Source organism: Bacillus sp. FSL R5-0397 (genome assembly GCF_038593395.1).
GTDB lineage: Bacteria > Bacillota > Bacilli > Bacillales > Bacillaceae > Bacillus > Bacillus altitudinis.
On record NZ_CP151992.1, the window covers coordinates 1,973,414 to 1,998,824 of the forward strand.

A 25,411-nucleotide genomic window follows, 5' to 3' on the forward strand; every position below is an offset into this window, starting at 1 on the left:
TCTTATTTGATTTTCAGCTGAATTTCAATCGCTAAAATATTTTGCTTTAATCTTTGTTCAATTTCAGAGATATCTTTTTCGAGAAAAGGTCTTCCCTTCTTTGCTACATCTACCAGTTGCTCTAGATCACTGTACACCTCTTGAAATGTCCGATGTAATACCGTTTCAAAATCCTTATTATCCATGCCGGCCTTCCCCTTTTCCTCTATTATCCGTCACTTAGTCAAAAAGTAACTCAACCAAAACTTTCTATAGTTATATCGGCTCATTTTTCAGAATATGTTCTTTTTTTACACATTCTATTCGTTTTTTTTTTCGTGAACGCGTGATACATCTAGGGGAAAACCGGAGTGTACGCTTATTTTTTGAGTAATTCATTCCCGTATTGTTTGATCTTCTCTCCTACCGTGCATTGCTGTATACAAAAGGAGTGCGCGTATTTTTTGCCAAATTCTTTACGAAAGTGCTTCTTAATCAAGCAATCTGAACAATACGTGTCTTGAAGATCTGTTAATTCTTTTACTGCTGTTTTTTTATCCACTTTATTCAGCTCCGTCTGCTTCTAATTTCAACTTACTTTCGATAGGGACGTCTGCAAGTATCTGTCTGGCAAGCTGATCTGCTTCTGCATTTTGTTTACGATCGATGACTTCATATGTTGGCGTGAGCTTCAGCTCTTTGATCGCAGCCTCAATTCGGTCGAGCCATTTGTTATGTATATCATCATAACAAGGCCATTCCCCTTTGAGCTGATTCATCACAACAAGAGAATCTCCTCTAATCGTAACAGAGTTTCTGCTGGCTCCCAGTTCTTTTAAAGCTTTTACCGCTTCAAATAAAGCCGCATACTCTGCCTCATTGTTCGTGGTGCTCTGAAAAGGGTGATTCTTCCTTAACCGGTATGCATCCTGTCCGAGCTGATAATACACGACAATTCCAAGCCCAGCATCACCTGTTTCTTTGCGAAAACTCGCATCAAAATAGACCTGAAGCTGATCGGGTTCAAGCCTAAGTTCTTCGTTTAGCTTTTCAAGTTCTTTCATCGACCACACCGCACCCTTTTCATCTTCAAATGATAGAAGTGACTGCGGTTCTTTTTTGTCTATATGTTTTGCTAAAAGCAAGGCCTCTTTGAGCTCCATCCAATCTTCTTGGAAAAAAGCAATGGACCCAATCGATTTCACTTTCATTGTATAGTGCGCTCTTAGTTTCATTGATCACATCGCCTTCCCATACTTTTAAGGTAAACGTTCGTTATGCTATAATCAAAAAGTTACATTTTACATTTAGAAAGGAAGTTCATGTCACTTGTTTAATGAAGGTATTTGGATCTTATTTGCGATCATTAATTTTATCATTGTTCTTCTATTTTATAAAGGATTTGGCAAGATGGGGCTTTTCGTATGGATTGGTTTTGCAACAGTTGCTGCCAATTTACAAGTGGTCAAAACCGTTGAATTATTTGGCTTAACAGCAACACTTGGCAACATTTTATATGGCAGTGTGTTCTTTGCAACGGACGTCCTAAATGAAAAATATGGACAAACCGAAGCGAAAAAAGCTGTCTGGATTGGCTTTGCCACCCTTTTAACATTAACTGTTGTCATGCAGGAGGCTTTGCTTTTCCATCCCGCTCCATCTGACATTTCCCAATCATCATTAGAAACGATATTTGGCTTTATGCCAAGGGTCGCTCTTGGTAGTCTTGCTGCTTATATCATCAGTCAAATGTTAGATGTTTATGTATATTCGTTTATTCGCCGGATATTTCCTTCAGACGGTGCGCTCTGGCTGCGAAATGCGGGGAGTACAATGATTAGCCAGCTACTTGATACACTCGTTTTCACAACCATTGCCTTTCTTGGGACCTACCCATTCCATATATGGATCGAAATTTTCATCACGACTTATGTGATTAAATTTATCGTCGCTGCCATTGGCACACCTTATGCCTATGCGGCGAAAAAAATGGTTCCGATTGATGAAAGGGGGAAATAAATTGCCAGCTGAAATATATATTGACGGTGCTAGTGCCGGAAACCCAGGTCCATCTGGCATCGGCATATTCTTGAAATATGACGGAAAAGCTGAGTCTTTCTCCATTCCTCTTGGCATCATGAGCAATCATGAAGCAGAGTTTTCCGCGCTCATTGAAGGCATGAAAATTTGCGTAGAAAAAGGATTACGGACCGTTTCATTCCGCACTGATTCACAAGTAGTGGATCGTGCAGCCAATGCAGGATTTGCTAAAAATCCATCTTTTCGTCATTTTATCGAAGAAATGCTGCAGCTTCAAAGCGAATTTGATTTATTTTTCATTAAGTGGATTCCGAGCAAGGAAAATCAAGTGGCTGATCAGCTCGCTAGAAAAGCGATTCACCTTTCAAAAGGATGAATCGCTTTTCTTTTGGTTATGCTAATGTGTGAGGTGATACGAATTGGATAAAGAGAACAGAGGCCGCGTGACAAACGGAACGACTCCTCAAGGTGATGCGCAGACAAAAGATAAACAGCCAATATCGCAATTAGAAAATAAGGCGAAAAAAAGCAACACAAAGGGCTAAAATGAACTTGATTTTAGTCCTTTCTTTTTTTTCTAAACTTAACTGATTCCTAATTGACTTAAGCGGTTAACCATTGGTTCGATCCCTTTAATTTGATGCAAGCGAAGCATTGCCGCTGCCCGCTCTGGGTCCATTTTTATTTTTGTTTCGTCAATCGGACAGCTGAGTGGTACATCACATTTAATTTCTGCCAGTATACGAGAAAGCTTCAGATCTTCTAATCCTGCTTGCATTTTCTTTTGCTGAGCTGCCGTTAATGCATGAACATTTTCTAACAGTCGATCAATCGTTTGATACGTTTGGATAAATTTCAATGCTGTTTTTTCGCCGATTCCTTTTACACCAGGGTAATTATCGCTAGCATCACCCATCAGCGCTTTCATATCAATCAGCGCCTTTGGAGATATGCCCATTTCCTCTTCAAAAAGGGCTTTTGTATAATGCTTATAATTCCCGATGCCTTTTTGCATTAAAGCCACGGTCACTTGTTCATTCAAGATCTGCAGCAAATCTTTATCTCCTGTTAAGACGGTCACATGTGCTTCGTTTTGATAGATTGATGCAAGCGTTCCAATACAATCATCTGCTTCAAAACCTTTCACACCAATGTTCATGATCCCCAGTTCTTCTGTCGCCTCTTTTGCTAAATCAAACTGCGGGATAAGCTCAACAGGCGCCTCGCCTCGATTGGCTTTATAATCTTGAAACAATTCGTTCCGGTATGTCTGGCTCCCCATATCCCAGCAGCATACGATATGAGTCGGCTCAAATGTTTGGACAGCTGTTAACAAATGCTTCAAATAACCATTCACTCCATTTGTCGGCACACCACGATCATTTATCATAAAATTGCGATGGACAGCCGTCGCATAAAACGACCTAAAAAGAAGTGCCATGCCATCTACAAGTAAGACGTGTTTATTCATTCATCTAAACTCCCTTTTTATAAACAATACTCCTATTCTATCATAGAACATCGAAACGAACATAAAAAAGGCGCCTTCTTCTTTTGATAAAGAAGAGGCAGCCCGATTACTTTTTACCATATTGCATTTTTTTCGTTTCCGCTTCTGCGTAGGATGGCATGCCTTTTTCCTTCGGCATGCGCTCCTCCTGCTGCTTTACGTTTTGCTTTTTTGCCATGATCATTCCCCTTTCTGGTTCATTTGTTAAGATGACCAAAAATGAGAAAGTTACTCTTTACTTCTGTTTACGCTGGGTGTATTCCTCCACCATCTCAATCGTGACATGTTTACGAAGGGGAACAATTCCGCCTCGGGCAAGCTCATTCATTTTAGACGTAATGGCGTTGATCTCATCTGTTGAAAATGGTTCATTGTGTTCACATTTTTTCACAGCCGATTCAATCGCCTGCTCTCTTTTTTGTTCAAGTGCAAGAAAAGATTGGATGTGGGCATGTTGTTTCTGTGAATGTGCAGAAATTTCTTCGTGTACGCTCGTCATCGTCTATCAACTGCTTTCTTTTTTATATAGTCTACCATGAATCATATCGTTTTCAACTGGTTCTTCCATTCATTTGTTTGTTCATAAACTTGTTCAATGACCGCCTGTTTTTCAGCATCTGTTGTAAGGCTCGTCATAAATGTCTGTTTTTGCTCATTGAGCTGTTGGAGAGCATCTTGTTCGTACCTTTCCGTATAGGTCTTCACTAGCTTTTCATATCTGCTCAGCAACTCTTCTTTTTCGTTATCTGCCCAACGTGTTGTCATTTGATGTAGAACATCTCGAATGGCTTCAATAAACGTAGCCTTTTCATTTTGTTCAAAGAAGGCTTTCGCTGATTTTTGTTTCTTTAAAAGCGGCTCAAATGGTGTAATCTCTGCTTCGACTTCAATTTGTTTTAGCTCAGCATTTTTCTCCTCAGGGGCTGACAGGCTGAGAGAAAAGTAAGGATCTTCCGCACATGCAGCCTGCATCCCTTTTTCCCACTCCTCCTGGAAATAATGGTGGATAAACGATTCCATTCGGATATCAAGTGCCTTGAGCTCCTGCACAAATTCAAATTCATACTCCTTTAACGCTTTCTCAAGTGCCATTTTTAACTGCTGACCAAAATTCCCTTGAGATATGCCAGGATAAAAAGCCGACTTTAATAGATCATTCGCAAATAATGAAAGCCGCTGTACAATATGATAGAGCTGTTCATGCACGTCTTTTTTTACGCTTTCGGTCACAAGTTTAGACCGTTTCACATCTTGCATTTTTTCGAGAATGGCTTCATAGGATGTCTTGATGTTTTTCTTTTCAGCTTCTTTCTCATCTTCTGATTGATGCAAGGTCGCACGTAGTCTATCGACCGTTGTACATAATGTACTAGCTTCAAAATGCAAAAGTTCATTGGCATCTTTCGTTAATTCTTCCTCAATAAAATAGTCGAGCTGTTTTCTCAGTGTTGCATATTGATTATAAGATGTCGGCTCTTTCCCTTCGATCTCTTCCTTACTAGACACATGATGCAGGTTTGGATTGCGGATGCCTTCTTTTGTGAGCTCGCTTCGTACATAGTCAAATACGGTTTCAAGCTCTGCTTGATCCTTAGCCAAATCAGCTGCATTGATGATAAAGAACATTTTATCCATGCTAAAGGAATCTTTTACGAGTCCAAGCTTCCGTAAAAATGAGCGATCAGCTTTTGAGAAAGAATGCTGATAATACGTTAAATAAAGAAGGGCGTCTGCATCCTTCATATACTGGAAGGCGATTTCTGTATGACGCTTATTCATACTGCTTGCACCTGGTGTATCGACAATCGTCAGCCCTTTATCTGTCAGAGGTGTACTTAAATACACCGTCACTTCCTTCACCACACAAGAAACAGATTCTTCCGCTACATAAGGCTTTAATTCTTGAAGTGTGACATGTAAATTGGTTTGGTTGTCAATGTCATCATGAAACTTGGCATAGGCTTGTAGAAAATGTTCTACAATGATTCGGTGATCCTGTTCGAGCTGCCGTTTTTTCAGCACTCTTTCCAGCTTTGCCTTAAACGAATCTCCTTTTTCTGTTGTGATCGAAAACCCAAGAATCTGATCGAGTTCCTCTAGAATGTCCTGCTTCGTTTTAAACACCACTTTGACACTTTCATGAGGATGATCTTCCGTAGGTCGTGTCAGTTTGTTAATTGTTGCAGTTGTTGGCGTAGGAGATGATGGTAACACCTTCCGTCCAACAAGCGCATTGGCAAAAGAAGATTTTCCAGAACTAAAAGCGCCAAATAAAGCGAGTGTAAATTCTTTTGCCTGCAGCCGTTCTGTTCGTTTTTCAAAGGAATCTCTTTGAGACTTTAGAATATCTAAAGGCGATAAAATGCGGGAAAGCTCTTTAAATTGTGCAATTGATTGTGCTGTTGTTAAATGCTGCGATTGGCGGTATTGATCGCGCTCTGTCCGTTCAGCAGCTTGATCGCTCTCATCAACATGAATTGATGCGCGATTCTTCTCCAGCTGGTCGTGCTGCATCCATTGCTTTTTCGCATAAAACCAGTCACCTGGGATAGGCTCATCCGTTCCGTTTTGCCAAATATCCCATAAATGCTGAATATCCTGTCTTATTTGTTCATTTTTTTCGTTATACTCCTCAAGGCTCTGAAGCTCTTGTTTCGCTTGCTCCCATTTTTCCTCTTGCTTCTCCTGTTCATTTTTGAGCTGGTCTTTCAAGGTTTCAATCATCTGTTCAATCAATTGAAGCGCTTGCTGTTTCGCCTGTCTTTTCAATGCTTCACCAGCATCTTTCGCATATTGAAGAACATATTCGTTAGAAAAAGTTGCCCCTTGGTGAATGACCTTTTCAAGCAAGGATTCTTCAATAGGTGTCTCAAATGCCATGGCTTTGTCTAATAACGCTTCCCCAAGCTGATGCTGTTTTATTTCTTTTTTGAGGAGCTCGGCAATGTGCCAGTCAACTTCCGCTTTCATTCTCTTTTTTACATCTGCTAAGAAATCATTTGCCCGCTTTTCCTTTTCCTGCTCGGTTTTATTTTTGGCAAAAAGTAAACCCACTTTAAAGCCAGGTGCTTTCGATTCGATATAGTCACTTGCAAGCTCTCGCATCTTAAATGGCGTGAGGTTTGCATTTTTTAAGATGTTCTCTACTTCAGAAGACACTTCATCTTCTACCTGCTTTGCACCATTTTCAATAAATCGGCGTTTCTCTTCTAGTTCTTTCACTTCATTCCTTTTTTCTTGAAGCTGCTTATCAAGGTCCTCTTCATGCAGTTCTTCTTTTAACGAGTCTATATGTTCTTTTAAAACATGTTCGATTTTCTGCTCTGTATAGGCTCGAAGTGATGCTTTAGGCATGGTTTGTAATTCTTGTAGTTTCTTCACTAAACGGATCATTTCGTTTTTTGGGTGTGCCTCATCCGTCACAGAAGTAAAATATAGATGTTCTTCTTCAATGCCTTCTTTTAAAAGCATCTCAACGACTTGTTTTTTGTAGTTTTCAAAAGTTGTCTCTTGTTCATCATGCCGATCCACTTGATTGACGATGAAATAAAGATTGGGCACTTTCTCTTTAATCGAGCGAATGAAGCGAATGTTTTCTTCAGAATGGACATGGTTATAATGAACGACATAAAAAAGAGCATCCGCTTGATGAAGAATAGAAGCAGCGGATAAAAAGTGCGCATGATCCGTTGAATCAATTCCCGGTGTATCAATGAGTGCCACTTTTTCTTCAAGTCCACTATAATCACCGCTAATTTCCACCATCTCAATTTGTTCCCCATCTTTACAAAAACGCTGCACCGCTTCTTTATCATAAGAACCGCTCATTTTTGCAAAACGTCCATCAGACGTATGGAGCTGAACTTCACTGACCCCTTTCCTGACAACAACCAAGTTTGCACTCGTTGGAATTGGGCTTGTGGGCAGGATGTGATCATGAAGAAGATGATTCACTAGTGATGACTTACCAGCAGAATAGTGGCCGGTAAATGCGATATATACTTCTTCTTCAGCTTCCTTTTTCATAATAGATGCAAGTTTGGCTGCGCGCTCGTGATCATCCCTTTTCAGAAGGCTTTGATATAAAGCACCTGTAGTTTGAACGAGCGAATCTCGAATAGACAAGTCTTTCATGACGATAAACCCCTTTGTTTTTAGAAAAGTCAGTTATGTATGTGTACCATTTTACACAAAATAAAGAGATTTTTCTTCTGATCTGAGGAAATAAAAAAATCTGCTACCCGATCAGTCACAATGGACTGCAATCAGGAAGCAGATTTTTTTGAAACACCTTTTAATACGAAGCCAATCAATAAGCTATATACACAGACCGTACCGAGTAAGAAAATCATTGTCATGTGATCACCGTCCATCCTTCATGATTGAGAATGTTTATCATTAATGAAAGTGTAGCACAATTGATAATGATTTTCAATATTAATTTAGTAAATACTGATTCAGTGCTTTTTCCTCTGTTTGTATTCTGACCATCATCATCCATCCATTTAAACACGTAAACAAAATGGCAGTAATAAATGCGTTAAATAACAGCGGAATGAACATCAGTTCAATCGCCACCACCATATAGTTAGGATGCTTTAACCAGCGATACGGCCCCTTTTTCACAATCATCGCATTTGGAACGACTAAGATTTTTGTATTCCAAAACGTTCCAAGTGAACATAGTGCCCAGTACCGAATCACCTGGGTCGCAAACAGAAACACAAGCAGCAATAGGAAAAAACGAGACGGTTGACGATGCAGCAGCCATGTCTCTCCAATAAGCGAGAGGAAAAAAGCTGCATGCATAGCGACCATATAAGGATAATGGCTTGCACCAAATTCAATCGCTCCGAGCGCCTTCACCTTCTTTTCATTTCTTTTCGCCACAAGCACTTCAATGAGGCGCTGACAAATGTAAATGCCAATCACTATCCAGAAAATCATCACGAGAGCCCCTCCCATTTCATGAGCAATAATTCTGACGAAAAGCCTGGACCAAGTGCTCCGCAAAGCCCCACCTGTCCTGCATCTAGTGACTGATGTTCAAGAAAATGCTTCATGACATATAAAACGGTGGCAGAGGACATGTTTCCATGCTGTTTCAGAACCTCTTTTGAAGAAAATAGCTGATGCTCTTGTAAAGATAGGCTTTCAAGATAAGCATCAATCACTTTTTTTCCTCCAGGGTGAGCAAGAAATACGGATACATCCTCTGTTGAAAATCCTAGCTGATGTAAAAATTGATCCACTTGCTCTTTTAACCATCCAGAAATGATGGACGGAATGTCACGTGAGAAGATGACCCGAAATCCGTCAGCGGTAAAATCCCATCCCATCACATCCTCAGAATCTTTCATGGTCACTGACTGCGTGCCAAGCACTTTAGGTACTGTTTTTAACCGCGTATACTTAGAGGCCGCCTTTTCTCCAGTTAAAAGAACGGCCGCAGTCCCGTCACCAAACAGCGAGGTTCCAATTAAATTGCTTTTTGATTGATCTTGCGGCTGAAAAGTGAGGCTGCAAAGCTCGCAGGCAACAACGAGCACTTTCGCTTCTGGATACGCCCTGATGTATTCATAAGCTCGGGATAAGCCTGCCGCCCCGCCCCCGCATCCTAACCCCCAAATTGGCACTCGTTTCGTATAAGGAGAAAATGGAAGAACATTCATCAGCTTTGCATCAAGACTTGGCGTTGATAACCCTGTACTGGAGATGAAAAACAAAGCATCAATCTCATCAAAAGGAACTGGCTTTGTAAGGAACGCTGTTTCATGCAGACAGTGAAAAACGGCTTCTTTCGCATGTGCCAATGCTTTTTCGATATAGAGGTTGTTTTTCTCTTCAAAAGAGTGATGTTCTTGATACCAATCAATAGGTTGTACAAACTGCCTGCTCTCTATTTCGCCATTATTAAAAGCTTTTAATAGCCGATCAATATCTTTAAACGATCGTTTAAATTGAGACCTTGCAAATTGAGCAGCTGCTTGCTGATCCACATGATGTTTTGGCAGACTTGTTCCAACTGAAAGAATGTATGCCATCGGCTTCACCTCTTTTTTCGGTTAATATCCCCAATCAAAAAAAGGATATACATGCCAAAACGACACAATTCAGTCAAAATATTTTCCTCCGTCTAACTTTTTGTCTTGACGACAATTGATAAATATTGGATAATATAGGTGAAAACATGATGTAGTTTTCCTCCTTCACAGGTTCGTTCCAAGCCAAGCGAACCTGCTTTTTTTTATGCAATTTATGTTCAAAAATAATGGTGATTTAATGAAAAAAAAGAACTCCGTTAATTGGGAGTTCCTCTGTGAATGACCTCTCTTATGAACATCTAAATAGCAAACCCTCACCTAAACCTTTTCAAGGATGGACTTAATAAAATAAGTTTTTTCATGTGCGTATTTGTGTTTGTCATTTCCATGTAATCTTGATAATTTAAGTTTAAGCTGTTGGTACTCACTTCTAGCTTGCTCATTATTTCTCAAGTAATCTCTGAAATTTAACTGTTCAAGTAAATACTTATTATGTCTTTGGTACATATGGATTTGATGTGTTCGTGGTTCTCCTTTATTAAAGTAGTGTCTTTCAGGTAATACGTTTGTTCCTTTATATGAGTAACCGAGTCCTTCCAACGCTATTACACATTTTTCTCCATCAAAAAAATGTTCTATTTCAATTGCAATATCAATAATTGGCTTAGCGCTTAAACCTTTTACTGCTGTACTTCCAATATGGTGTACATTGATTATGTATTGACCAATATCACCTATTATCTTTCGCTTTTCACTTTCAAATTCTTTTGTCCACTCAATAGACCAAGGAACTAAAAAGACTTCCCCTCTTGGTAATCCTAACATTTACTTATCCCACCTTTTAACACCCATTTGGAGAATGTTAATAAACCAACTTTATCATAAGTCCCATATGGAGAGAGCAGACAGATTTCAATAATCATCCTATTCGTTTAGATCTATTTCTTGGTTGATGTCATTCAATACGATTCTTAACCATTCACTCTCATCTTAGTTTTATATCTAAAGAACAAAAATGATTATTAATAGAGTTATTTAACATAGCTTTATGCAAAAAAACACCTCTCAAATGAGAAGGGCCTTAGACAAACCCCACCTTTACTTCAAGTAAAAGTGCTGTATGAAAGGAATAAGCAAATGACTTTTCACGTTCACCTTTTACATAGTAGCCAATCTCTGATTCAGTTGTACTGACTTTGCTTTCTTTTGTTTCTTCTTTATTTTGTAGGGTAAGAGCTTTTCTCTATGTATTTCGCGTTTGATAGCCTCTATCTCCAATATCCACATGAGCATCCTTTTTTCAATGAAATCGTCATTTTACAACACTTTCATACGGAATCTCCTTTCACTTCGCATTAATGGTTAAATCTGTTGCTATCTTAGCGTATAAATATCAACGTTTCGATCATTATTCAGAATTATTTCATTTAAACATGAATGGATCACCTTTTTTCTGATCAACACAAATAAATAACCATAAAATGCTAATTTATTTGATGATTATATATGAAAAGGTGTTTTTTTCCTGTATACTTAATCAATATGAACACCATGAAAAACAGTGAAAAAAGACAGAATCTACTACATGATTCGGCACAAAATTTAATTGACTGGAGTGATTGTCATGAAAAAGGTGTCCAAAAAACAGACACCCTACAACACGATATTTCTCTCGAAGATAATTGGTTTAGTGCTTCTTACACTGTTTCTCGTTTTTATCTGGGATATGTCTAAACCCCATTTGCAGGCGACAAATGGGCAAGCAAAAATTGTTACTAGCAGTGACTTCCGAGACACAAGTATCAGTCTGAAAGCAAAAGATCAGTCTACAAGAACATTGGATCAACAATTTAGGACAAATCCAAACCAACAGACAACGAATAAAACGGTCTTTTTAACATTTGATGATGGCCCTTCTGCTACATCAAATCAGCTGTTAAATGTCTTAAAAGCACATCAAGTGAAGGCGACATTCTTCATGCTTGGACCGCAAATCCAAGCTCACCAAGCAGCTGTGAAAAGACTTTATCAAGAAGGACATCAATTAGGGCTTCATGGCATGACGCATGATATAAACCGCTTTTATCAGAACAGTGAGTCTCCCGCAAATGAAATGAGAGAAGCTCAGCTCATTCTTGCTTCTGTTACAGGCGTTTACACCCGTCTTGTGAGAACACCTTATGGCAGTGTTCCAAATTTAACATATGATCAAAAAGTACGTTTAAACCAAAATGGCTTTATTTACTGGGATTGGACGATTGATAGCCTTGACTGGAGATATAAAAATTCACAATATGTTCCAGAGGTATTGAATCAACTGCAAATGTTTGAGAAAAATAAACCATGGGAACCAAAAGTTATTTTAATGCATGATCAACCCTCTACCACGAACTATTTAGATAGCCTGATTACACAACTAAAAGCAAGGGGCTATACATTTGCAGTCATTAACGAAACAATGCCGCCGGTACAACATTAATAGCACTAATCACAACAAGCCCGTATCCAAAGGATGCGGGCTTTCAGCTCTCCAAAGAGAAGTGATTACATAACAGATTGCTTAGGTTCTTCCATTAGCTCCTGCTCTGTTTCTTTTTTAAAAGGAATCATGTGATAAATAATATGAAGCAAAATAGCGGTAAAGCTTCCGGCGACAATTCCGTTACTTGTTAACAATTTAATCGATTCTGGCAAATGCTCAAACATTTGCGGCACAACCGTTACTCCGAGCCCGATGCCAACTGAGCATGCGACAATGAGTAAGTTTTCCTGTTTTGCAAAATCGACGCGTGAGAGCATTTTAATCCCATACGCAATGACCATGCCAAACATGGCGACCATTGCACCGCCTAGAACGGATTTTGGAATAATTGTTGTAAATGCCGCGATTTTAGGAAAAAGGCCAAATACCATTAATAATACACCTGTCACCACAATGACCTGATTTTTCTTCACACCTGTTAATTGGATCAATCCAACGTTTTGAGAGTAAGCTGTGTATGGAAAAGCGTTGAAGATACCGCCTAATAAGACGGCAATTCCCTCTGCACGATATCCTTTTGCTAAATCCTTCTCTTTTAATGAACGATTCGTTAAATCTCCGAGCGCAAAGTATACACCCGTTGATTCGACTAATGACACAATGGCCACTAATGTCATTGTCATGATTGGTGCAAATTCAAAAGTAGGCAACCCAAAGTAAAAAGGCTCAATGATGCGGAAAACTTGTGCATTCGCCACTTCTGCCGTCTCCACCTTCCCTAAGAAAGCAGCAACTGCTGTCCCAAGTAGAATGCCGATTAAGATGGCAATGGCTTTCATGAATCCCTTTGTAAATCGATAGAGAAGGACAATGATAAACAATACAAGAAAAGCAAGTCCAAGATTCTCAAAAGAACCATAGTCTGCACTTCCTTCACCACCTGCCATATTGTTCATGGCTACCGGAATTAAGGTAATTCCAATGATCGTGACGACGGAACCTGTGACAACGGGCGGGAAGAATTTCACAAGCTTCCCAAAGAAAAATGAAAGAGCAATGACAATACACCCTGCGGCGATAATACTTCCATATATAGACGAAATTCCATATTTAGAGCCAATCGCAATCATAGGAGAGACCGCAGTAAATGTACAGCCTAGTACAACAGGCAAACCGATGCCAAAAAAGCGGTTTTTCCATACTTGAAGCAGTGTGGCGGCACCGCACATGAAAATATCTGCCGAAATTAAGTACGTCAGCTGGGCTGGCGTGAGCCCAAGCGCATCTCCAACAATGAGCGGGACAAGAACCGCACCTGCATACATCGCCAGTACATGCTGTATCCCTAGCGAAAGGGTTTTGGCTTTTTTAGCGGCACTCATGATTGTACCTCGCGTACAAACGTGACTTTTCCTTCCTCGAGCGATTCGATACGTGCGAGTGACTCGACTCTATAGCCCATTTGCACAAGCTCTTTTCTTCCAGGCTGGAATGATTTCTCGATAACAATTCCAAAACCAGCTACTTTTGCTTTCGCTTGCTTTGCGATTGCGGCTAGTCCCTTAGCGGCTTCTCCATTTGCTAAAAAGTCGTCGATGATTAACACACAATCATCCTCACTAAGGTGCGTGTTAGAGACAGCGATCGTACTTTCTACTTTTTTGGTAAAAGAATACACACTTGCTGTCAAAAGGTTATCCGTTAAAGTCAGTGATTGCCGCTTTCGGGCAAAAACAACTGGCACATGAAGGGCAAGCCCAGCCATGACAGCAGGTGCAATACCAGAAGATTCGATTGTGATAATTTTAGTAATTCCATCATGCTTAAATAATCTAGCAAACTCTTGACCGATCTCATGCATTAACACAGGATCAATTTGATGATTTAAAAAAGCATCTACCTTTAGCACTTGATTTGACAGAACGATTCCTTCGTTCTCGATCTTTTGACGTAACAATTCCATCATTCTTCCTCCCAGCATATTAGCAACTTTCATTTTTTTGCATAAAAAAAGCATTGCTGTCCATTAAGGAGCAAGCAATGCGAAAACGATCCACGGGATCTTCAGCTCATACAAAAGCTGTTTCATTTTGCTCACTCATAGTCGGACGGTATCGGTGTCCGGTAGAAACTTGCGTGCCTTCATCACGCGATTATATGAGTGTTTCATAGTGTTCAAATTATAACAAGATTTCAGACGCTTGGAAAGCACTTTTCTAGAAAAATACCGAACTTAAATAATCATTAAGCTTTAAACGTTCGTTTTTAGAATATTCAAGCAGCAAAAAAGCACCCTTCTGATTAAAGGGTGCCTCAGATTGTTGACAAAGGGCTAAAATGAACTTTATTTTAGCCCTTTGTCTTCTTTTCAGCGTGATAGAAAACCTTTGCAGTCTAGGAGGGGCGAGCACCGGAGCAGAGCGAATTTAACATTCGTGAGCACCGGCGCGCAGACCCTGACAACGAATGCGAGGGTTTGTCTACACGCTGAAGCACCCTTCTGATCAAAGGGTGCCTTTCATTTATGATAAATACAGTTTCGTGTACTTATCTGTTAAATAATCAATTAAGTATTGAACATTTAATTCTTCACCAGTTGCGTCTTGAATGATTTCAGATGGCTTTTTCCGTTTTCCATGCTTGTGGACATGTTCCGTTAGCCATTCTTTTATCGGTGCAAAAGACCCATTTTGAATCAGTTCATCAAAATTCGGTAAATCTTTGATCATTTGCTGCTTTAATTGCGCCGCATACATATAACCAAGTGCATATGAAGGGAAATATCCAAAACTACCATCTGACCAGTGAACATCCTGCAAAATACCAAGCGCATCGTTAGGCGGCGTAATGCCAAGATATGCTTGGTATTTTTCATTCCATAACGCTGGCAAGTCTTCAACGGCTACTTCTTCATTGAAAATGGCTTTTTCAATTTCATAGCGAATAATAATGTGAAGTGGATACGTGAGTTCATCTGCTTCAATTCGAATGTAAGTCGGCTTCGATTCATTCACCGCATGCACAAATTCTTCTAAAGTGACATCTTTAAATTGTTCAGGAGATGCCTCTTGCAGCTTTTGATAATACGTTTTCCAGAAATCTTCATGTCTGCCGATAAAGTTCTCAAAGAAAAGAGACTGTGATTCATGAATACCCATTGATGTGCCGTCACATAAGAGCGTTCCGCTCAGTGCCTCATCAATATTTTGTTCATAAATGGCGTGGCCGCATTCGTGAATGGTGCCAAAGATCGCCATGCGAAAATCGTGCTCATCATAACGCGTCGTCACACGTACATCCCCTCTGCTTAATGTCACAGCAAATGGATGAACCGTTGTATCAAGTCGTCCTGCGTCAAAGTCATACCCTAACTCTTTTAAGAAAAAGAGACTCAGCTCTTTTTGTTTGTCGATCGGGAAGCTTTTCGATAAAAACGAAGTATCCGGTTTATTTGGCGAAGCTTCAATTTTTTTCACGAGAGGAACGATGGCGTCTCGAAGTGCACCGAATTTTTGATCGAGTTGTTCAACCGTCATATCCGGCTCGTAATTATTGAGCAGCACATCATATGGTGTTTTTTTCACGCCCCAGTACTGAATGAAACGCTTGTTAAAATTAATCAGCTGTTTTAAATAGGGTGCAAAGAGTGAAAAATCTGATTTCTCCCTTGCTTCTACCCAAACATGTTCAGCTTTTGATTGAAGAATGGAGTATTCTTTAAATTCTTCTTTTGGAATTTTACTGTTTTCATCATATTCTTTTTGCGATAATTCGAGTGCCTTCTGCGTGTCTTTTGACAGCTTTTCTTTCTCTTTATTTAATGCATCAAGAAGATCTCTCATTTCATCAGAAGTCTTCATATTAAAGATATCGCTGGATAATTGACCGATGGTTTCTGCTCTGAAATCAGCGCTTTTTTTAGGTGCTTGTGTTCGAGAGTCCCAATAAAGTAAATGAAGCGCCTCTGTATAATGGGCGATTTTTCCTAGTAATTGATAAAACGCTTTCTCTTTTGATTCAAGACTCATGCGTTCGTTCCCCCAATCATTAAAATATGTATGTACGTTTCAAGGCTACTTCAATAAATGTTCTTTTGTCAATGAAAAAGGAGGATACGCTGATCGTATCCTCCTCTTATTGAATGGTTTTCTATCATTAAGAGATCACTGGCCTTACTGGAAGAACGGATTCAATTTTACTTTGCAGCTCAATATCTTTCTGACTGCCAAAGTAAATATGAATGCTGCCAGCATCTTGGCTTGTCCGAATCAGTCTACCAATGCCCTGCCTTAGACGAAGCAACATGTACGGAAGATCCACTTCAGTAAATGCATCTTTCGCTTCATTCCGTTTTGCTTCAAATACTGGGTCATGCGGTGGATATGGAAGTCCCCAAATGACCACATTTGTTAGAGACTGTCCTGGAATATCCAGCCCTTCCCACAAGTGAACGGAACATAACACAGATGTTTCATCCGCTTGGAACTTTTGAACAATGGTACTGATCTCCTCGTCTCCTTCAAAATACACATGGAAAGGCAGTGATTCATTTGATGCATCAAGCTGCTTTCTAAATACATGCAGTTCATCAAATGAAGGGAATAAAATAAGAGATCGACCGCCATTTTCTTTTACCTGAGATAGCACGTGCTGACCTTTTACAGCTGACTCTGTCATTGGCTGCTGAATTCCGTGGAAATACATTTGCATTTGCTCCTCATAATCATACGGCGAAGCCACACTCATGGATAAATAATCTTTGATCCCAAGACTTTCAGCTAAATAATCAAATGATTGATTTTCAGACAACGTAGCAGATGAGAAAATATAAGGGATTTTTTGCGAAAATACCTTTTCACCGAGAACTTCTGCTACCGTTTTTGGCATGACGACAAAGGTTGTATCTAATTCCTGCTTCTCCAGCCAGCTAATGGCATTTTTCTGATAAAGCGACAAAGAATACGCCATCTGTTCAATGTACTCTTCCACAACAGACAATTCGTATTGATCAATTGTGTACATCTCTGATTCAAATACGAGCGCTTCTCCAATCTTCTCAAGCAAATCACATAATTCACTTGCTGAACGCTTTACCTCATCTACACGACCAATTTCAAGACGGTGTGATCCTTTGATTTCTTTGGCATTCGTTTTTAAGAGATAAAAGAACTGATCGTTTGTTGCAAGTGCATCTTCAACAAGCTCTGCAAACTCTTCACGAATATCATTTTGCAAAAGACGCTCCAAAAACGTCTCAAGTGTTGATTGTTTCACTCGGTATGTTAGCGCTTTTTGTGCTGCAAACTCAAGAAGATGCCCTTCATCAAATACAACAGAGCTATGCTCAGGAAGGAGCGGCAGCTGTCCTTCACGTTTACGTGACTCCTTTGTCCATACATGCTCCATGTAAAAGTCATGAGAACAAATGATGAGGTCTGTTGCTTTTCGGTAATGGTCTCTTGATAAATTCAAGCCACAGCGGTGCCGCATGTCGCACGTTAAGCAGTCCTGAAAAGAGTCATAACCAATTCTTGACCACTCATCATTTGTTAATTCTGGATACTCTTTTCGATCACCATACGGATAAAATGTCTGCATCCCATGAGATTCATGAACAAATGAAGGAAGCGATTCATAAATGTCGAGCCACTTCTCATCATCTTCACGTTGCATCGTTTTCTCTAGTTTCTTTAAGCATAAATATTGATCATGCGATTTACTTAATCTCGCATCTATTTGAATATCAAGGTGATTGGCAATTTTATAGATATCACCTTCTTGTTTGACCAGCTGTTCAATTAACGTTTCGTCTGCACATGCAATGATCGCAGGTTTCCCTGTATATCTTGCATATGTGACCGCAAATAAAAGATAAACGATTGTTTTGCCTGTGCCTACCCCAGCTTCGGCAAACATCACACTTTTTTCTTTAAAGGCCCTTTCTAACTGAAAAGCCATGAATATTTGTTCATCTCGAAGATCAAAGCCCTTTTCTGGCAAAATGTCATAAAACACATCACCAATCCAGTTGCCCAGTTCTTCGTAAAAATTATGTTCTTTTGTTAATGAAAAAGGCAAACGAGATGCTGTCACCTGCTTCAACCCCCAACTTTTGAATCATTCAGACATTCAATAGTAACATTTATGCTGGGGTATGACAATCTTTTTTTAAGAGCGCAGGCGATGCTGGTAGCTTTCCTTCATTAAAAATGCGTGCTCTGAATGGTCTATGTAGTTTTGAGCCATTGCTAAGTTCTCGATGGCTGCCGTAAGTTTAGCAGATTGTCCCGTTTCAATCCCTTCTATTTCTCGGGCTGTTGAAGCGAGTGCTTTTTGAATTAACTGAAATTGATCATAATGAATCATGAAGACACCTCTTTTTTTAAAATCAAGTTCAGTTTATTCCGTCCCGTCAAGACTTATACCTTTTTAGCATAAAAAAATCCACACCTTCTCGTGGTGTGGACATTTGTTACGATTCAGTTGTTTGCTTCCTAGGCCGGCGTTTTCCCCAGTATTGATAATAGTCTGTTTTAATAAATCCATTAAACAGTTTTCTCTTTTTCGTCGCTTTTCTTCCGAAACACTCTTCGAATTTTTCATGTGACGTTAAAATGTAAATGGACCACGTATCTAGGTTTTTCAATGCTTCGCCCATGCCTTGATACATTTTTTCCACAGCTGGCTTATCGCTCAGACGTTCACCGTAAGGCGGATTTCCGACAATCACACCATACTCATCTTTTGTTTGAAAGTCTTTCACTTGCATTTGCTTAAATTGAATCAGTTCACTAAGTCCAGCTTCTTCTGCGTTCAGTTTCGCAATCTCTACCATGCGATGATCAATATCGCTCGCGATAATGCGAAGCGGCTGATCATAGTTCGCCTTTTCTTCTACTTCAAGGCGTGCTTTGTTCCAAACGTCCTCACCGATCCATTCCCATGATTCAGATGCGAACTCACGGTTAAATCCAGGGGCAATGTTTTGTCCAATCATCGCTGCTTCGATGGCAATTGTTCCTGATCCGCAAAAAGGATCGACAAACGGACGGTCAGGTGTCCAGTTCGTTAATAAGACAAGCGCCGCTGCAAGGGTTTCTTTAATCGGCGCCCCGCCTTGATCTGCACGGTATCCACGTTTATGAAGACCCACACCAGACGTATCGAGCGTCAGCAATACTTTATCTTTTAAAAGCGCTACCTCGATTTTGTATTCAGGGCCTGTCTCTTCTAGCCATTCAGACTGTATGTTGTAAGATGATCTAAGCTTTTGCGCGATAGCCTTTTTGACGATGCGCTGACAATCCGGCACACTGGCAAGCTGAGATTTAACAGATTTACCAATGACGGGAAATGTGCTATTTTTCGGTAAAAATGCGGCCCAGTCAATGGCTTTAGTCTGCTCAAAAAGCTCGTCGAATGTTCTAGCCGAAAATTCAGCAACTTGGACCTTGATCCGGTCTGCTGTACGCAGCCATAGATTCGCACGGCAAATGGCAAGTGCATCTCCATGAAAAATGACTTTTCCGTTATCTACAGTGCACTCATACCCGAGGTCTCTTACTTCTTTTGCAACAATCGCTTCAATTCCCATTGGCGCTGTTGCGATGAGTGTATAGGTTTTCATTTGTTTATCACCTGTTTTCTCGTTCTTTTCTTAATCAAGATAAAAGCTCTCCATATGTAGAAATAGGAGAGCTTTGATTTCATCATGTTTATGATAACGGATATAACGTTCTGTAAGCCATGTTTTGTTCCATCGTACTGCAAACGGCAAAAGCCTCGTACTCAGGTGGTAATCATCTATCTACAGAATTCTCTGTCCTTCTCTCCGTTTGGTTCCTTTGAGAAAGTTCCCCTACCAAGTTTGGGTTTCTCGCTCGAGGGGTTTACCGCGTTCCACTCTCACCATTTCTAGTGAGACTTCGTCACTGTGGCACTTTCAAGGATACTTTGCCATATCCTAAAAGGACGTAGGCATTTTTCCTGCCGTCAGCCTTTCCCAGGCTGCCCTGGCTTATTTTTTCGCCAGGCACGAACACTACGGGCATCTCAGCACCGTGCGAGCATGGACTTTCCTCTGCAATGTCAAAGCATTACAGCGATTACCCGAACGTTAATCAACATGCGTTATTATAAACGACAATGTCATCTGACACAAGCTTTTTTGGTATTACTCAATCATAAAGTTTGCTGCCGAAAACGTGTTTCTCAAGATTAGATAGTCTTTTTAAAATATCAAAGTTTGTTGTATTGGACTGTGCAGGCTGTCTTTTCCCTTGCTCAACCGCTTCTTCAAGCTGTTTTGACAAGTGAAGGTTTTCTTGTTGGAGTTTTTCAATTTCTTGATGGAATGTCTCATAGTCTTTAATAACCATATCTAGAAATTTATCGACTTCTTCTTGTTTATACCCTCGGACACCTGTTTTAAATTCTTTTTCTAAAATTTCTTTCGCAGAAAGCTTTACTTTATCAGCAAGCATCTTTTTCACCTCATATCGTGAATTCATAGTATATTTTTTCAGAAATACGTGACGTTGTCAAATTTTCTCTTGCTTTTAGTCAAAAAACGGATCTTCCGCCTCAACCTGTGCTCTTAAATCATCCATTGTGATATACATAATTGGGTAGTCGGTATAGGTTTCAGCTTCTTTGATCATATATTTTGGCGAGCCTTCGTGCTCGGAATCATATAAGACGAGAAGGCCGTCCGTTTTTTCAATAAAAAAGCGGTTCTTTTGTTTAAATTGTGCCGGACTTTCATACGGTCTATGCGTGACACTTTCTACAAAATCAGCTTGTGCAAGAACGCCTTCATACAGCTCTTTATTTTGTTCATTCCAGCGCTCTTCCTGTTCATAAAATGGTGTAATGACAGCAAGTTTTAAATCTGGAAACTCCTCTTGAAGCTCAAAGACCACTTCAGCTGTCCATATTTCTGCCCCTAACTGACCTGAAATGAGCACCCATTCCAGCCCGTCTTCAATGAGTGCCGTCAGCCTTTTCCGAAGTTCCGCTTTTATGTATTGAAGTGCAGGCTCGTCTTGTTTGAAGATCCCAAGCTCAAATGGCTTGTACCCTGTGACAGCAATAATTTTCATTTTTTCACCTGCTTTTAAAAAAAGGGACTTATAAAAGTCCCATTTCACTTTATCTGTTACAGCAAGGTCCACCGCAGTTAAAGTGTTGATGTGTTGCCGGGTCCACCTGAGAAAACGTATGCGGGAAGTAGTGAACATGTTGGAAATTTTGGTGATGAACATTTGTTACATGCTGCGGGTGGATGTGCGGCACAATTGTAGTTGACTCACTGTGCGTACAGCAGTGATTCGTTGGATGTACAATTGGCTGTGTAACATTTGGATTGCAATGATGATGATGGTACATGTAGCATTCCCCTCTCCTTGATTTTCTTACATTAATAATGTATGAATCAAGAGGTGTACATGTACTAATGCATTAACCTATTTTAAAAGTTTGCAAGAAAAACATCTTTATAGTTTGAAAACACAAAAGCGACCAATATGACAACAAGAAAAAACAAGTAGAAAAGACCCTTATACATGCTCTACGCTCCTCATTCAATATCTAACGTTATTTTACAGGATTCGTGACTTTTCTACAATAAAAGTGCTAAACAATTTTTATTTTCGGCCGAGAGCCGAACGTTGTCATTTTTTGCGCTTTCCCAGGCAATAATTTCATTTCCCAGCTTTTCTTAAGAGCCTCTTTTCTCGCTTGTCAAGTTCCACAATGTCTCGTTCACTTAAAGACGATCGTGATAACAATGTTTGGGTAATGGAAAGGGCTGCTTTTGGATCTTTTTGACGGTGTTCTTCATACTTTGCAAGCTCTACACCCGCTTTTAATCTTAAATGAACATCACTTGATTCAAATAGACGTCTCCATATGCATGCCGCTTCATCCCATTGTTTTAATCGCTTGTACTGTAACGATAGAGCATAAGCTGCTTGATCCGCATGCTCAAACGCTGCTCCCGTTAATTCTTGCAGGTGCTTTGTTGCTTCCTGCACATCACGGTGAGCAAGATGCCACTTAGCTAATGCATATTTCTCATCGTCTTCCTTCACCGCATCTTTGGATAAGATTTTTTTAGACAAATGAATGTAGAGACTGATTAACGATAAGACATCAAGTTCATTGTGAGTCAAAATTCCTTCAATCAGTTTCGGGTTTTGTTCCTTTAAAAAGTGAAAATAGATCATTGGTGCGAGGAACCCCGGTGTATCTCCCTCTCGATTGACGTGCAGTTCCTTTTTTTCTACAACCGAAAGAGCCATACGCTCATATTTATGTTTCCACAATCTCCTTGACCCATGCAGAAGGTCAAAATGACCAAATTCAGGTAGAGCAGGTAACTGATCGCGTAATAATGTATGCCTCGTTTTGACTTGAGGCCAGTCAAATGATTTTCCATTATATGTCACGAGTGATTCAACATCCACCTCACTAAGAAAGCTTTTGTAAAGTGCCGCTTCATTTCCTGGATTTGTGAGCAAATGTTGCTTTACCACTACTTTATCTGAATAAACTCTCGCATGCCCAAGCAGAAAAATCATATTTCCCGTTCCGCCAGATAGTCCTGTTGTTTCTGTATCGAAGAAAAATAGCTCGTGAGGCTTGTAGCCTTTTGCAGAAAGAGAATGCTGAATCTCACTTTTGTTCCATGCACTCACCATCTCCGGCAGTTCTGCAAATGAATATCGCCCATGCTGATGGTCAAGTGGATAGGTCACTTCCCGAATGAGGCAGAAAGAGTCTTCAAAGTAGTAAGGAGCTGCACCTAATTCCCCCCACTCTTTTAGAAATGGAATGGTTTCAGCCGTCACAGTGGGCGTTTGTCCCTTTTTTACTGCCCCACGCTTTTCATCTGACTGATTGTGCGACAGGTGTTTTTTCATTCTGTTTAATTTTCCTTTTAATGACATGAGTACGTCTTTTCCCCCTTTCCTTAAAATCCTGCCATCAATTGAATGATACTGCTTTTTCCATCGATCTCTTTCATTTCCATGCCAATACAAGATGGACAGCCGTTCTCGCAGCTGCATCGCTCAATCAGCTGAGTGGCTGCACGGGCAATTTCATCAAAGCGAGCCTGGACCTCTTTACTTAAACCGATTCCACCTGGGTAATGATCATATAAAAATACAGTCGGTTTCCCGGTATGGGCTGCCTTTATTTGAGAAATGACATGAATGTCTGAACGGTCACACATGACAAACGCCGGAACAATATGCTGAAGAACATTGGCAATACCGAGCAAGAGCTGTTCAAGTGTTTTTTCTTCAAATGTCCGCTCTGCTTCATGTAATTCAAACCAAGCAGCACTCGTATGAATCTCTTCTTCAGGTAAGTGAATCGGGCCGGAACCGATATTTTCCCCGGTTGATAATCGAATTTTTTTGAAAATGGTCGGCATTGCATTGACGGTCACATCACCGTAGTGAACAGATACCGCCTCTTTCTCTGTTGTTTGATCAATTTCAAGCACCTTGAGCTGAACTGCTAAATTCGCATCTGTATAATATTCTACATCGACTTGTTTCACATAAGCCTTAAGATGCTCATAATCTAGCTTTTCCACTTGATACTGAACCCCTTCATGTAAATAAATCGCTTCATCATGAAGTAAAGTCATCGCACTGAATCGATCCATCTCCCCGATAATTCGAACGTTCGCTACATCGGATTGATCGACAATGACGACATTTTCCTGACTTGCAGATCTCAGACTGATGCCATGAGCCGGGAACGATTGATCTGACCAATAATAACGGTTCCCGCTGAAATGAAGAACCCCTTCTTCATGTAAGTATTGCAAGATTTCTTCTACTTCCATACCGCCAAACTGTTCATCTTCTCGAAACGGTAGCTCGTAGGACGCACATTTTAGATGATCGACTAGGATGATAAGGTTCTCAGGATTGATTCTTGCCGATTCAGGTGGTCTGTTAAAGAAGTATTCAGGGTGTCTGACAATATATTGGTCAAGTGGCGATGAGCTTGCGACCATGATAATGAGTGCTTCCTCATGACGCCTTCCAGCTCGTCCAGCCTGCTGCCATGTACTCGCTACACTGCCAGGATATCCGGTCATGATACAGACTTTTAGCTGTCCAATATCTACTCCTAATTCTAGTGCGTTTGTGCTGACAACACCGAGAATGTCTCCTTCCCTTAAGCCTTTTTCAATCATGCGCCGCTCTTTCGGCAAATAGCCCCCGCGATAACCACGGATCGATTTAGGACCAATTTCTTTTTTCACTAGTTCTTGAATATGACTTAGGATGACTTCAACTCTTACCCTACTTCTAGCAAAAACAATCGTTTGAATTTTTTCTTTTAAAAATGTTTTAGCGAGCTGATTCACAACAGTGGCCGCACTTTGTCTAATATTTAAAGGCTTATTGACGACTGGCGGGTTGTAAAAGACAAAATTCTTTTTACCGCTAGGTGCTCCGTTTCGTTCAATGAGATGCACCTTGCTTCCGGTCAGCTGCTCTGCAAGCTCTTTCGGATTCGCAATGGTCGCTGATGTACAAATAAAGGTCGGGTCACTTCCGTAAAATGCACAAATTCGCTTTAGTCTTCGAATGACATTGGCGACATGACTGCCAAACACGCCTCGGTATGTATGAAGTTCATCAATGACAATATACTTTAAGTTCTCAAATAAACTGACCCATTTCGTATGATGAGGCAAAATCGCTGAGTGCAGCATATCTGGATTTGTGATGACAATATGTCCTGCCTGTCTGACGCGCTGGCGAATCGCTGGGGAGGTGTCCCCGTCATAGGTTTCACTGTGAATTGGAACATCCATCTCATGAATGATTTCGTTTAATTCACTTTTTTGATCTTGCGCAAGTGCTTTTGTTGGAAATAAATAGAGGGAGCGGCTTGTCTGATCTTCTGCGATCGACTGAAGAACTGGCAGATTATAACAAAGCGTTTTACCTGAAGCTGTAGGTGTCACAGTCACCACATTCTCACCATCCATCACACGTTCAAAGGCTTCCTTTTGATGAATGTACAGTTCGCTCACACCTCTTTTTTCAAGCGCCACTTTGAGCCTGTCATTTACTCTTTCAGGAATTGGAGAAGTCAGTGCAGGCTTCGCTTCAATTTTATGCCAATGCTCGACCTGTTCGTCTTTTTTTAATTCTTCTATGAGTTCGTTCATTGTTTTCTTCTTCATCTGGTATCCACCTCTCATTCTAGTGTACCGAATATTTGTTTGCATGACTAGGCGGCAATTTTTTGATGCACCGCTTGTGAGCAAATATTTTGATGTGTTGTAACAATATCTATTACACTTCTATAGTGAAATGATTT

25 protein-coding genes, 1 other RNA gene and 1 riboswitch are annotated in these 25,411 nt (G+C 40.3%); of the genes, 4 read left to right on the plus strand and 22 right to left on the minus strand.

Features of this window, described 5'->3' with window-relative positions; genetic code table 11:
- Positions 1-2: 2 nt before the first annotated feature.
- The 3 genes from NSQ70_RS09930 to NSQ70_RS09940 all read right to left on the minus strand — a co-directional run bounded on the left by NSQ70_RS09930 (position 3) and on the right by NSQ70_RS09940 (position 1,214).
- Complete coding sequence (locus NSQ70_RS09930) at positions 3-185, minus strand: hypothetical protein (protein WP_008346368.1); 183 nt, start codon at positions 183-185, stop codon at positions 3-5.
- A 173-nt stretch (positions 186-358) separates the two neighbouring features.
- Positions 359-541, minus strand: a complete 183-nt coding sequence (locus NSQ70_RS09935; protein WP_008346366.1) for a zinc-finger domain-containing protein — start codon at positions 539-541, stop codon at positions 359-361.
- A gap of 1 nt (position 542) precedes the next feature.
- The gene (locus tag NSQ70_RS09940; protein WP_327861719.1) at positions 543-1,214 is read right to left on the minus strand and encodes a ribonuclease H family protein; all 672 of its coding nucleotides are present in this window, start codon (positions 1,212-1,214) and stop codon (positions 543-545) included.
- A gap of 94 nt (positions 1,215-1,308) precedes the next feature.
- Between NSQ70_RS09940 and NSQ70_RS09945 the strand changes: the two genes are divergently transcribed.
- The 3 genes from NSQ70_RS09945 to NSQ70_RS09955 are packed head-to-tail and all read left to right on the plus strand — an operon-like array spanning position 1,309 to position 2,564.
- Entirely contained in the window at positions 1,309-1,998 is a 690-nt protein-coding gene (locus NSQ70_RS09945) for a queuosine precursor transporter (RefSeq protein ID WP_007500834.1), read from the plus strand.
- Between the two features lies 1 nt (position 1,999).
- Positions 2,000-2,395: a reverse transcriptase-like protein gene (locus NSQ70_RS09950; RefSeq protein WP_017359712.1), complete on the plus strand. Its 396-nt coding sequence runs from the start codon at positions 2,000-2,002 to the stop codon at positions 2,393-2,395.
- Between the two features lie 43 nt (positions 2,396-2,438).
- Positions 2,439-2,564 carry a hypothetical protein gene (locus NSQ70_RS09955; RefSeq protein WP_008346357.1) on the plus strand — a complete coding sequence of 42 codons (126 nt, stop codon included), beginning with the start codon at positions 2,439-2,441 and terminating at the stop codon, positions 2,562-2,564.
- A 38-nt stretch (positions 2,565-2,602) separates the two neighbouring features.
- Here the strand turns inward: NSQ70_RS09955 and NSQ70_RS09960 are convergent, their stop codons facing one another.
- From NSQ70_RS09960 to NSQ70_RS09990, 7 genes are all read right to left on the minus strand, one after another.
- On the minus strand, positions 2,603-3,490 hold the full coding sequence (locus NSQ70_RS09960) for a 5'-3' exonuclease (protein WP_047946659.1): 888 nt from the start codon (positions 3,488-3,490) through the stop codon (positions 2,603-2,605).
- A gap of 274 nt (positions 3,491-3,764) precedes the next feature.
- On the minus strand, positions 3,765-4,028 hold the full coding sequence (locus NSQ70_RS09965) for a YpbS family protein (RefSeq protein ID WP_008346351.1): 264 nt from the start codon (positions 4,026-4,028) through the stop codon (positions 3,765-3,767).
- Between the two features lie 41 nt (positions 4,029-4,069).
- Positions 4,070-7,663, minus strand: a complete 3,594-nt coding sequence (locus NSQ70_RS09970) for a dynamin family protein (RefSeq protein ID WP_327861718.1) — start codon at positions 7,661-7,663, stop codon at positions 4,070-4,072.
- 131 nt (positions 7,664-7,794) lie between these two features.
- Positions 7,795-7,902 (minus strand): Fur-regulated basic protein FbpC, encoded by a 108-nt coding sequence (fbpC, locus tag NSQ70_RS09975; RefSeq protein ID WP_306172627.1) that lies wholly within the window; start codon positions 7,900-7,902, stop codon positions 7,795-7,797.
- Positions 7,903-7,966: 64 nt separating this feature from the next.
- Positions 7,967-8,476, minus strand: a complete 510-nt coding sequence (locus NSQ70_RS09980) for an isoprenylcysteine carboxylmethyltransferase family protein (RefSeq protein WP_327861717.1) — start codon at positions 8,474-8,476, stop codon at positions 7,967-7,969.
- Positions 8,476-9,573 (minus strand): 3-oxoacyl-[acyl-carrier-protein] synthase III C-terminal domain-containing protein, encoded by a 1,098-nt coding sequence (locus tag NSQ70_RS09985; RefSeq protein WP_135009185.1) that lies wholly within the window; start codon positions 9,571-9,573, stop codon positions 8,476-8,478. The genes NSQ70_RS09980 and NSQ70_RS09985 overlap by 1 nt, the downstream gene beginning before the upstream one ends.
- A 318-nt stretch (positions 9,574-9,891) precedes the next feature.
- Positions 9,892-10,398 (minus strand): GrpB family protein, encoded by a 507-nt coding sequence (locus NSQ70_RS09990; protein WP_251185266.1) that lies wholly within the window; start codon positions 10,396-10,398, stop codon positions 9,892-9,894.
- A gap of 799 nt (positions 10,399-11,197) precedes the next feature.
- Here NSQ70_RS09990 and NSQ70_RS09995 point away from each other — a divergent pair.
- Entirely contained in the window at positions 11,198-12,052 is an 855-nt protein-coding gene (locus tag NSQ70_RS09995; protein ID WP_047946663.1) for a polysaccharide deacetylase family protein, read from the plus strand.
- 65 nt (positions 12,053-12,117) lie between these two features.
- Here the strand turns inward: NSQ70_RS09995 and pbuX are convergent, their stop codons facing one another.
- The 12 genes from pbuX to NSQ70_RS10055 all read right to left on the minus strand — a co-directional run bounded on the left by pbuX (position 12,118) and on the right by NSQ70_RS10055 (position 25,274).
- Positions 12,118-13,437: a xanthine permease PbuX gene (gene pbuX, locus NSQ70_RS10000; RefSeq protein ID WP_007500846.1), complete on the minus strand. Its 1,320-nt coding sequence runs from the start codon at positions 13,435-13,437 to the stop codon at positions 12,118-12,120.
- On the minus strand, positions 13,434-14,018 hold the full coding sequence (gene xpt, locus NSQ70_RS10005) for a xanthine phosphoribosyltransferase (protein WP_008346333.1): 585 nt from the start codon (positions 14,016-14,018) through the stop codon (positions 13,434-13,436). The genes pbuX and xpt overlap by 4 nt, the downstream gene beginning before the upstream one ends.
- Before the next feature lie 118 nt (positions 14,019-14,136).
- A riboswitch (purine riboswitch) is annotated at positions 14,137-14,236 on the minus strand.
- 341 nt (positions 14,237-14,577) lie between these two features.
- Positions 14,578-16,083 carry a carboxypeptidase M32 gene (locus NSQ70_RS10010; protein ID WP_047946664.1) on the minus strand — a complete coding sequence of 502 codons (1,506 nt, stop codon included), beginning with the start codon at positions 16,081-16,083 and terminating at the stop codon, positions 14,578-14,580.
- 127 nt (positions 16,084-16,210) lie between these two features.
- Positions 16,211-18,148, minus strand: a complete 1,938-nt coding sequence (locus NSQ70_RS10015) for an ATP-dependent DNA helicase (RefSeq protein WP_045035048.1) — start codon at positions 18,146-18,148, stop codon at positions 16,211-16,213.
- Between the two features lie 75 nt (positions 18,149-18,223).
- A complete protein-coding gene (locus NSQ70_RS10020) occupies positions 18,224-18,421 on the minus strand; it encodes a hypothetical protein (protein WP_017359721.1) in 198 nt (65 codons plus the stop codon).
- A gap of 106 nt (positions 18,422-18,527) precedes the next feature.
- On the minus strand, positions 18,528-19,682 hold the full coding sequence (locus NSQ70_RS10025; RefSeq protein WP_251185265.1) for a class I SAM-dependent RNA methyltransferase: 1,155 nt from the start codon (positions 19,680-19,682) through the stop codon (positions 18,528-18,530).
- Positions 19,683-19,790: 108 nt separating this feature from the next.
- Positions 19,791-20,172, minus strand: an RNA gene (gene rnpB / locus NSQ70_RS10030) — RNase P RNA component class B.
- A gap of 60 nt (positions 20,173-20,232) precedes the next feature.
- Entirely contained in the window at positions 20,233-20,538 is a 306-nt protein-coding gene (gene gpsB, locus NSQ70_RS10035) for a cell division regulator GpsB (RefSeq protein ID WP_008344631.1), read from the minus strand.
- A 75-nt stretch (positions 20,539-20,613) separates the two neighbouring features.
- Complete coding sequence (locus NSQ70_RS10040; RefSeq protein ID WP_342502138.1) at positions 20,614-21,156, minus strand: DUF1273 domain-containing protein; 543 nt, start codon at positions 21,154-21,156, stop codon at positions 20,614-20,616.
- Positions 21,157-21,205: 49 nt separating this feature from the next.
- Positions 21,206-21,442 carry a spore coat protein CotD gene (gene cotD, locus NSQ70_RS10045; RefSeq protein ID WP_072368252.1) on the minus strand — a complete coding sequence of 79 codons (237 nt, stop codon included), beginning with the start codon at positions 21,440-21,442 and terminating at the stop codon, positions 21,206-21,208.
- Between the two features lie 314 nt (positions 21,443-21,756).
- Positions 21,757-23,004: a ribonuclease H-like domain-containing protein gene (locus NSQ70_RS10050; protein WP_251185264.1), complete on the minus strand. Its 1,248-nt coding sequence runs from the start codon at positions 23,002-23,004 to the stop codon at positions 21,757-21,759.
- 23 nt (positions 23,005-23,027) lie between these two features.
- The gene (locus NSQ70_RS10055) at positions 23,028-25,274 is read right to left on the minus strand and encodes a DEAD/DEAH box helicase (RefSeq protein ID WP_217967039.1); all 2,247 of its coding nucleotides are present in this window, start codon (positions 25,272-25,274) and stop codon (positions 23,028-23,030) included.
- Positions 25,275-25,411: the final 137 nt, after the last annotated feature.

Coding starts and splice junctions, on each gene's coding strand:
- NSQ70_RS09930 (WP_008346368.1), bottom strand. CDS start 185: ATGGATAATAAGGATTTTGAAACGGTATTACATCGGACATTTCAAGAG.
- NSQ70_RS09940 (WP_327861719.1), bottom strand. CDS start 1,214: ATGAAACTAAGAGCGCACTATACAATGAAAGTGAAATCGATTGGGTCC.
- NSQ70_RS09960 (WP_047946659.1), bottom strand. CDS start 3,490: ATGAATAAACACGTCTTACTTGTAGATGGCATGGCACTTCTTTTTAGG.
- NSQ70_RS09965 (WP_008346351.1), bottom strand. CDS start 4,028: ATGACGAGCGTACACGAAGAAATTTCTGCACATTCACAGAAACAACAT.
- NSQ70_RS09970 (WP_327861718.1), bottom strand. CDS start 7,663: ATGAAAGACTTGTCTATTCGAGATTCGCTCGTTCAAACTACAGGTGCT.
- fbpC (WP_306172627.1), bottom strand. CDS start 7,902: ATGGACGGTGATCACATGACAATGATTTTCTTACTCGGTACGGTCTGT.
- NSQ70_RS09980 (WP_327861717.1), bottom strand. CDS start 8,476: ATGATTTTCTGGATAGTGATTGGCATTTACATTTGTCAGCGCCTCATT.
- NSQ70_RS09985 (WP_135009185.1), bottom strand. CDS start 9,573: ATGGCATACATTCTTTCAGTTGGAACAAGTCTGCCAAAACATCATGTG.
- NSQ70_RS09990 (WP_251185266.1), bottom strand. CDS start 10,398: ATGTTAGGATTACCAAGAGGGGAAGTCTTTTTAGTTCCTTGGTCTATT.
- NSQ70_RS09995 (WP_047946663.1), top strand. CDS start 11,198: ATGAAAAAGGTGTCCAAAAAACAGACACCCTACAACACGATATTTCTC.
- pbuX (WP_007500846.1), bottom strand. CDS start 13,437: ATGAGTGCCGCTAAAAAAGCCAAAACCCTTTCGCTAGGGATACAGCAT.
- xpt (WP_008346333.1), bottom strand. CDS start 14,018: ATGGAATTGTTACGTCAAAAGATCGAGAACGAAGGAATCGTTCTGTCA.
- NSQ70_RS10010 (WP_047946664.1), bottom strand. CDS start 16,083: ATGAGTCTTGAATCAAAAGAGAAAGCGTTTTATCAATTACTAGGAAAA.
- NSQ70_RS10020 (WP_017359721.1), bottom strand. CDS start 18,421: ATGATTCATTATGATCAATTTCAGTTAATTCAAAAAGCACTCGCTTCA.
- NSQ70_RS10025 (WP_251185265.1), bottom strand. CDS start 19,682: ATGAAAACCTATACACTCATCGCAACAGCGCCAATGGGAATTGAAGCG.
- gpsB (WP_008344631.1), bottom strand. CDS start 20,538: ATGCTTGCTGATAAAGTAAAGCTTTCTGCGAAAGAAATTTTAGAAAAA.
- NSQ70_RS10040 (WP_342502138.1), bottom strand. CDS start 21,156: ATGAAAATTATTGCTGTCACAGGGTACAAGCCATTTGAGCTTGGGATC.
- cotD (WP_072368252.1), bottom strand. CDS start 21,442: ATGTACCATCATCATCATTGCAATCCAAATGTTACACAGCCAATTGTA.
- NSQ70_RS10050 (WP_251185264.1), bottom strand. CDS start 23,004: ATGTCATTAAAAGGAAAATTAAACAGAATGAAAAAACACCTGTCGCAC.
- NSQ70_RS10055 (WP_217967039.1), bottom strand. CDS start 25,274: ATGAAGAAGAAAACAATGAACGAACTCATAGAAGAATTAAAAAAAGAC.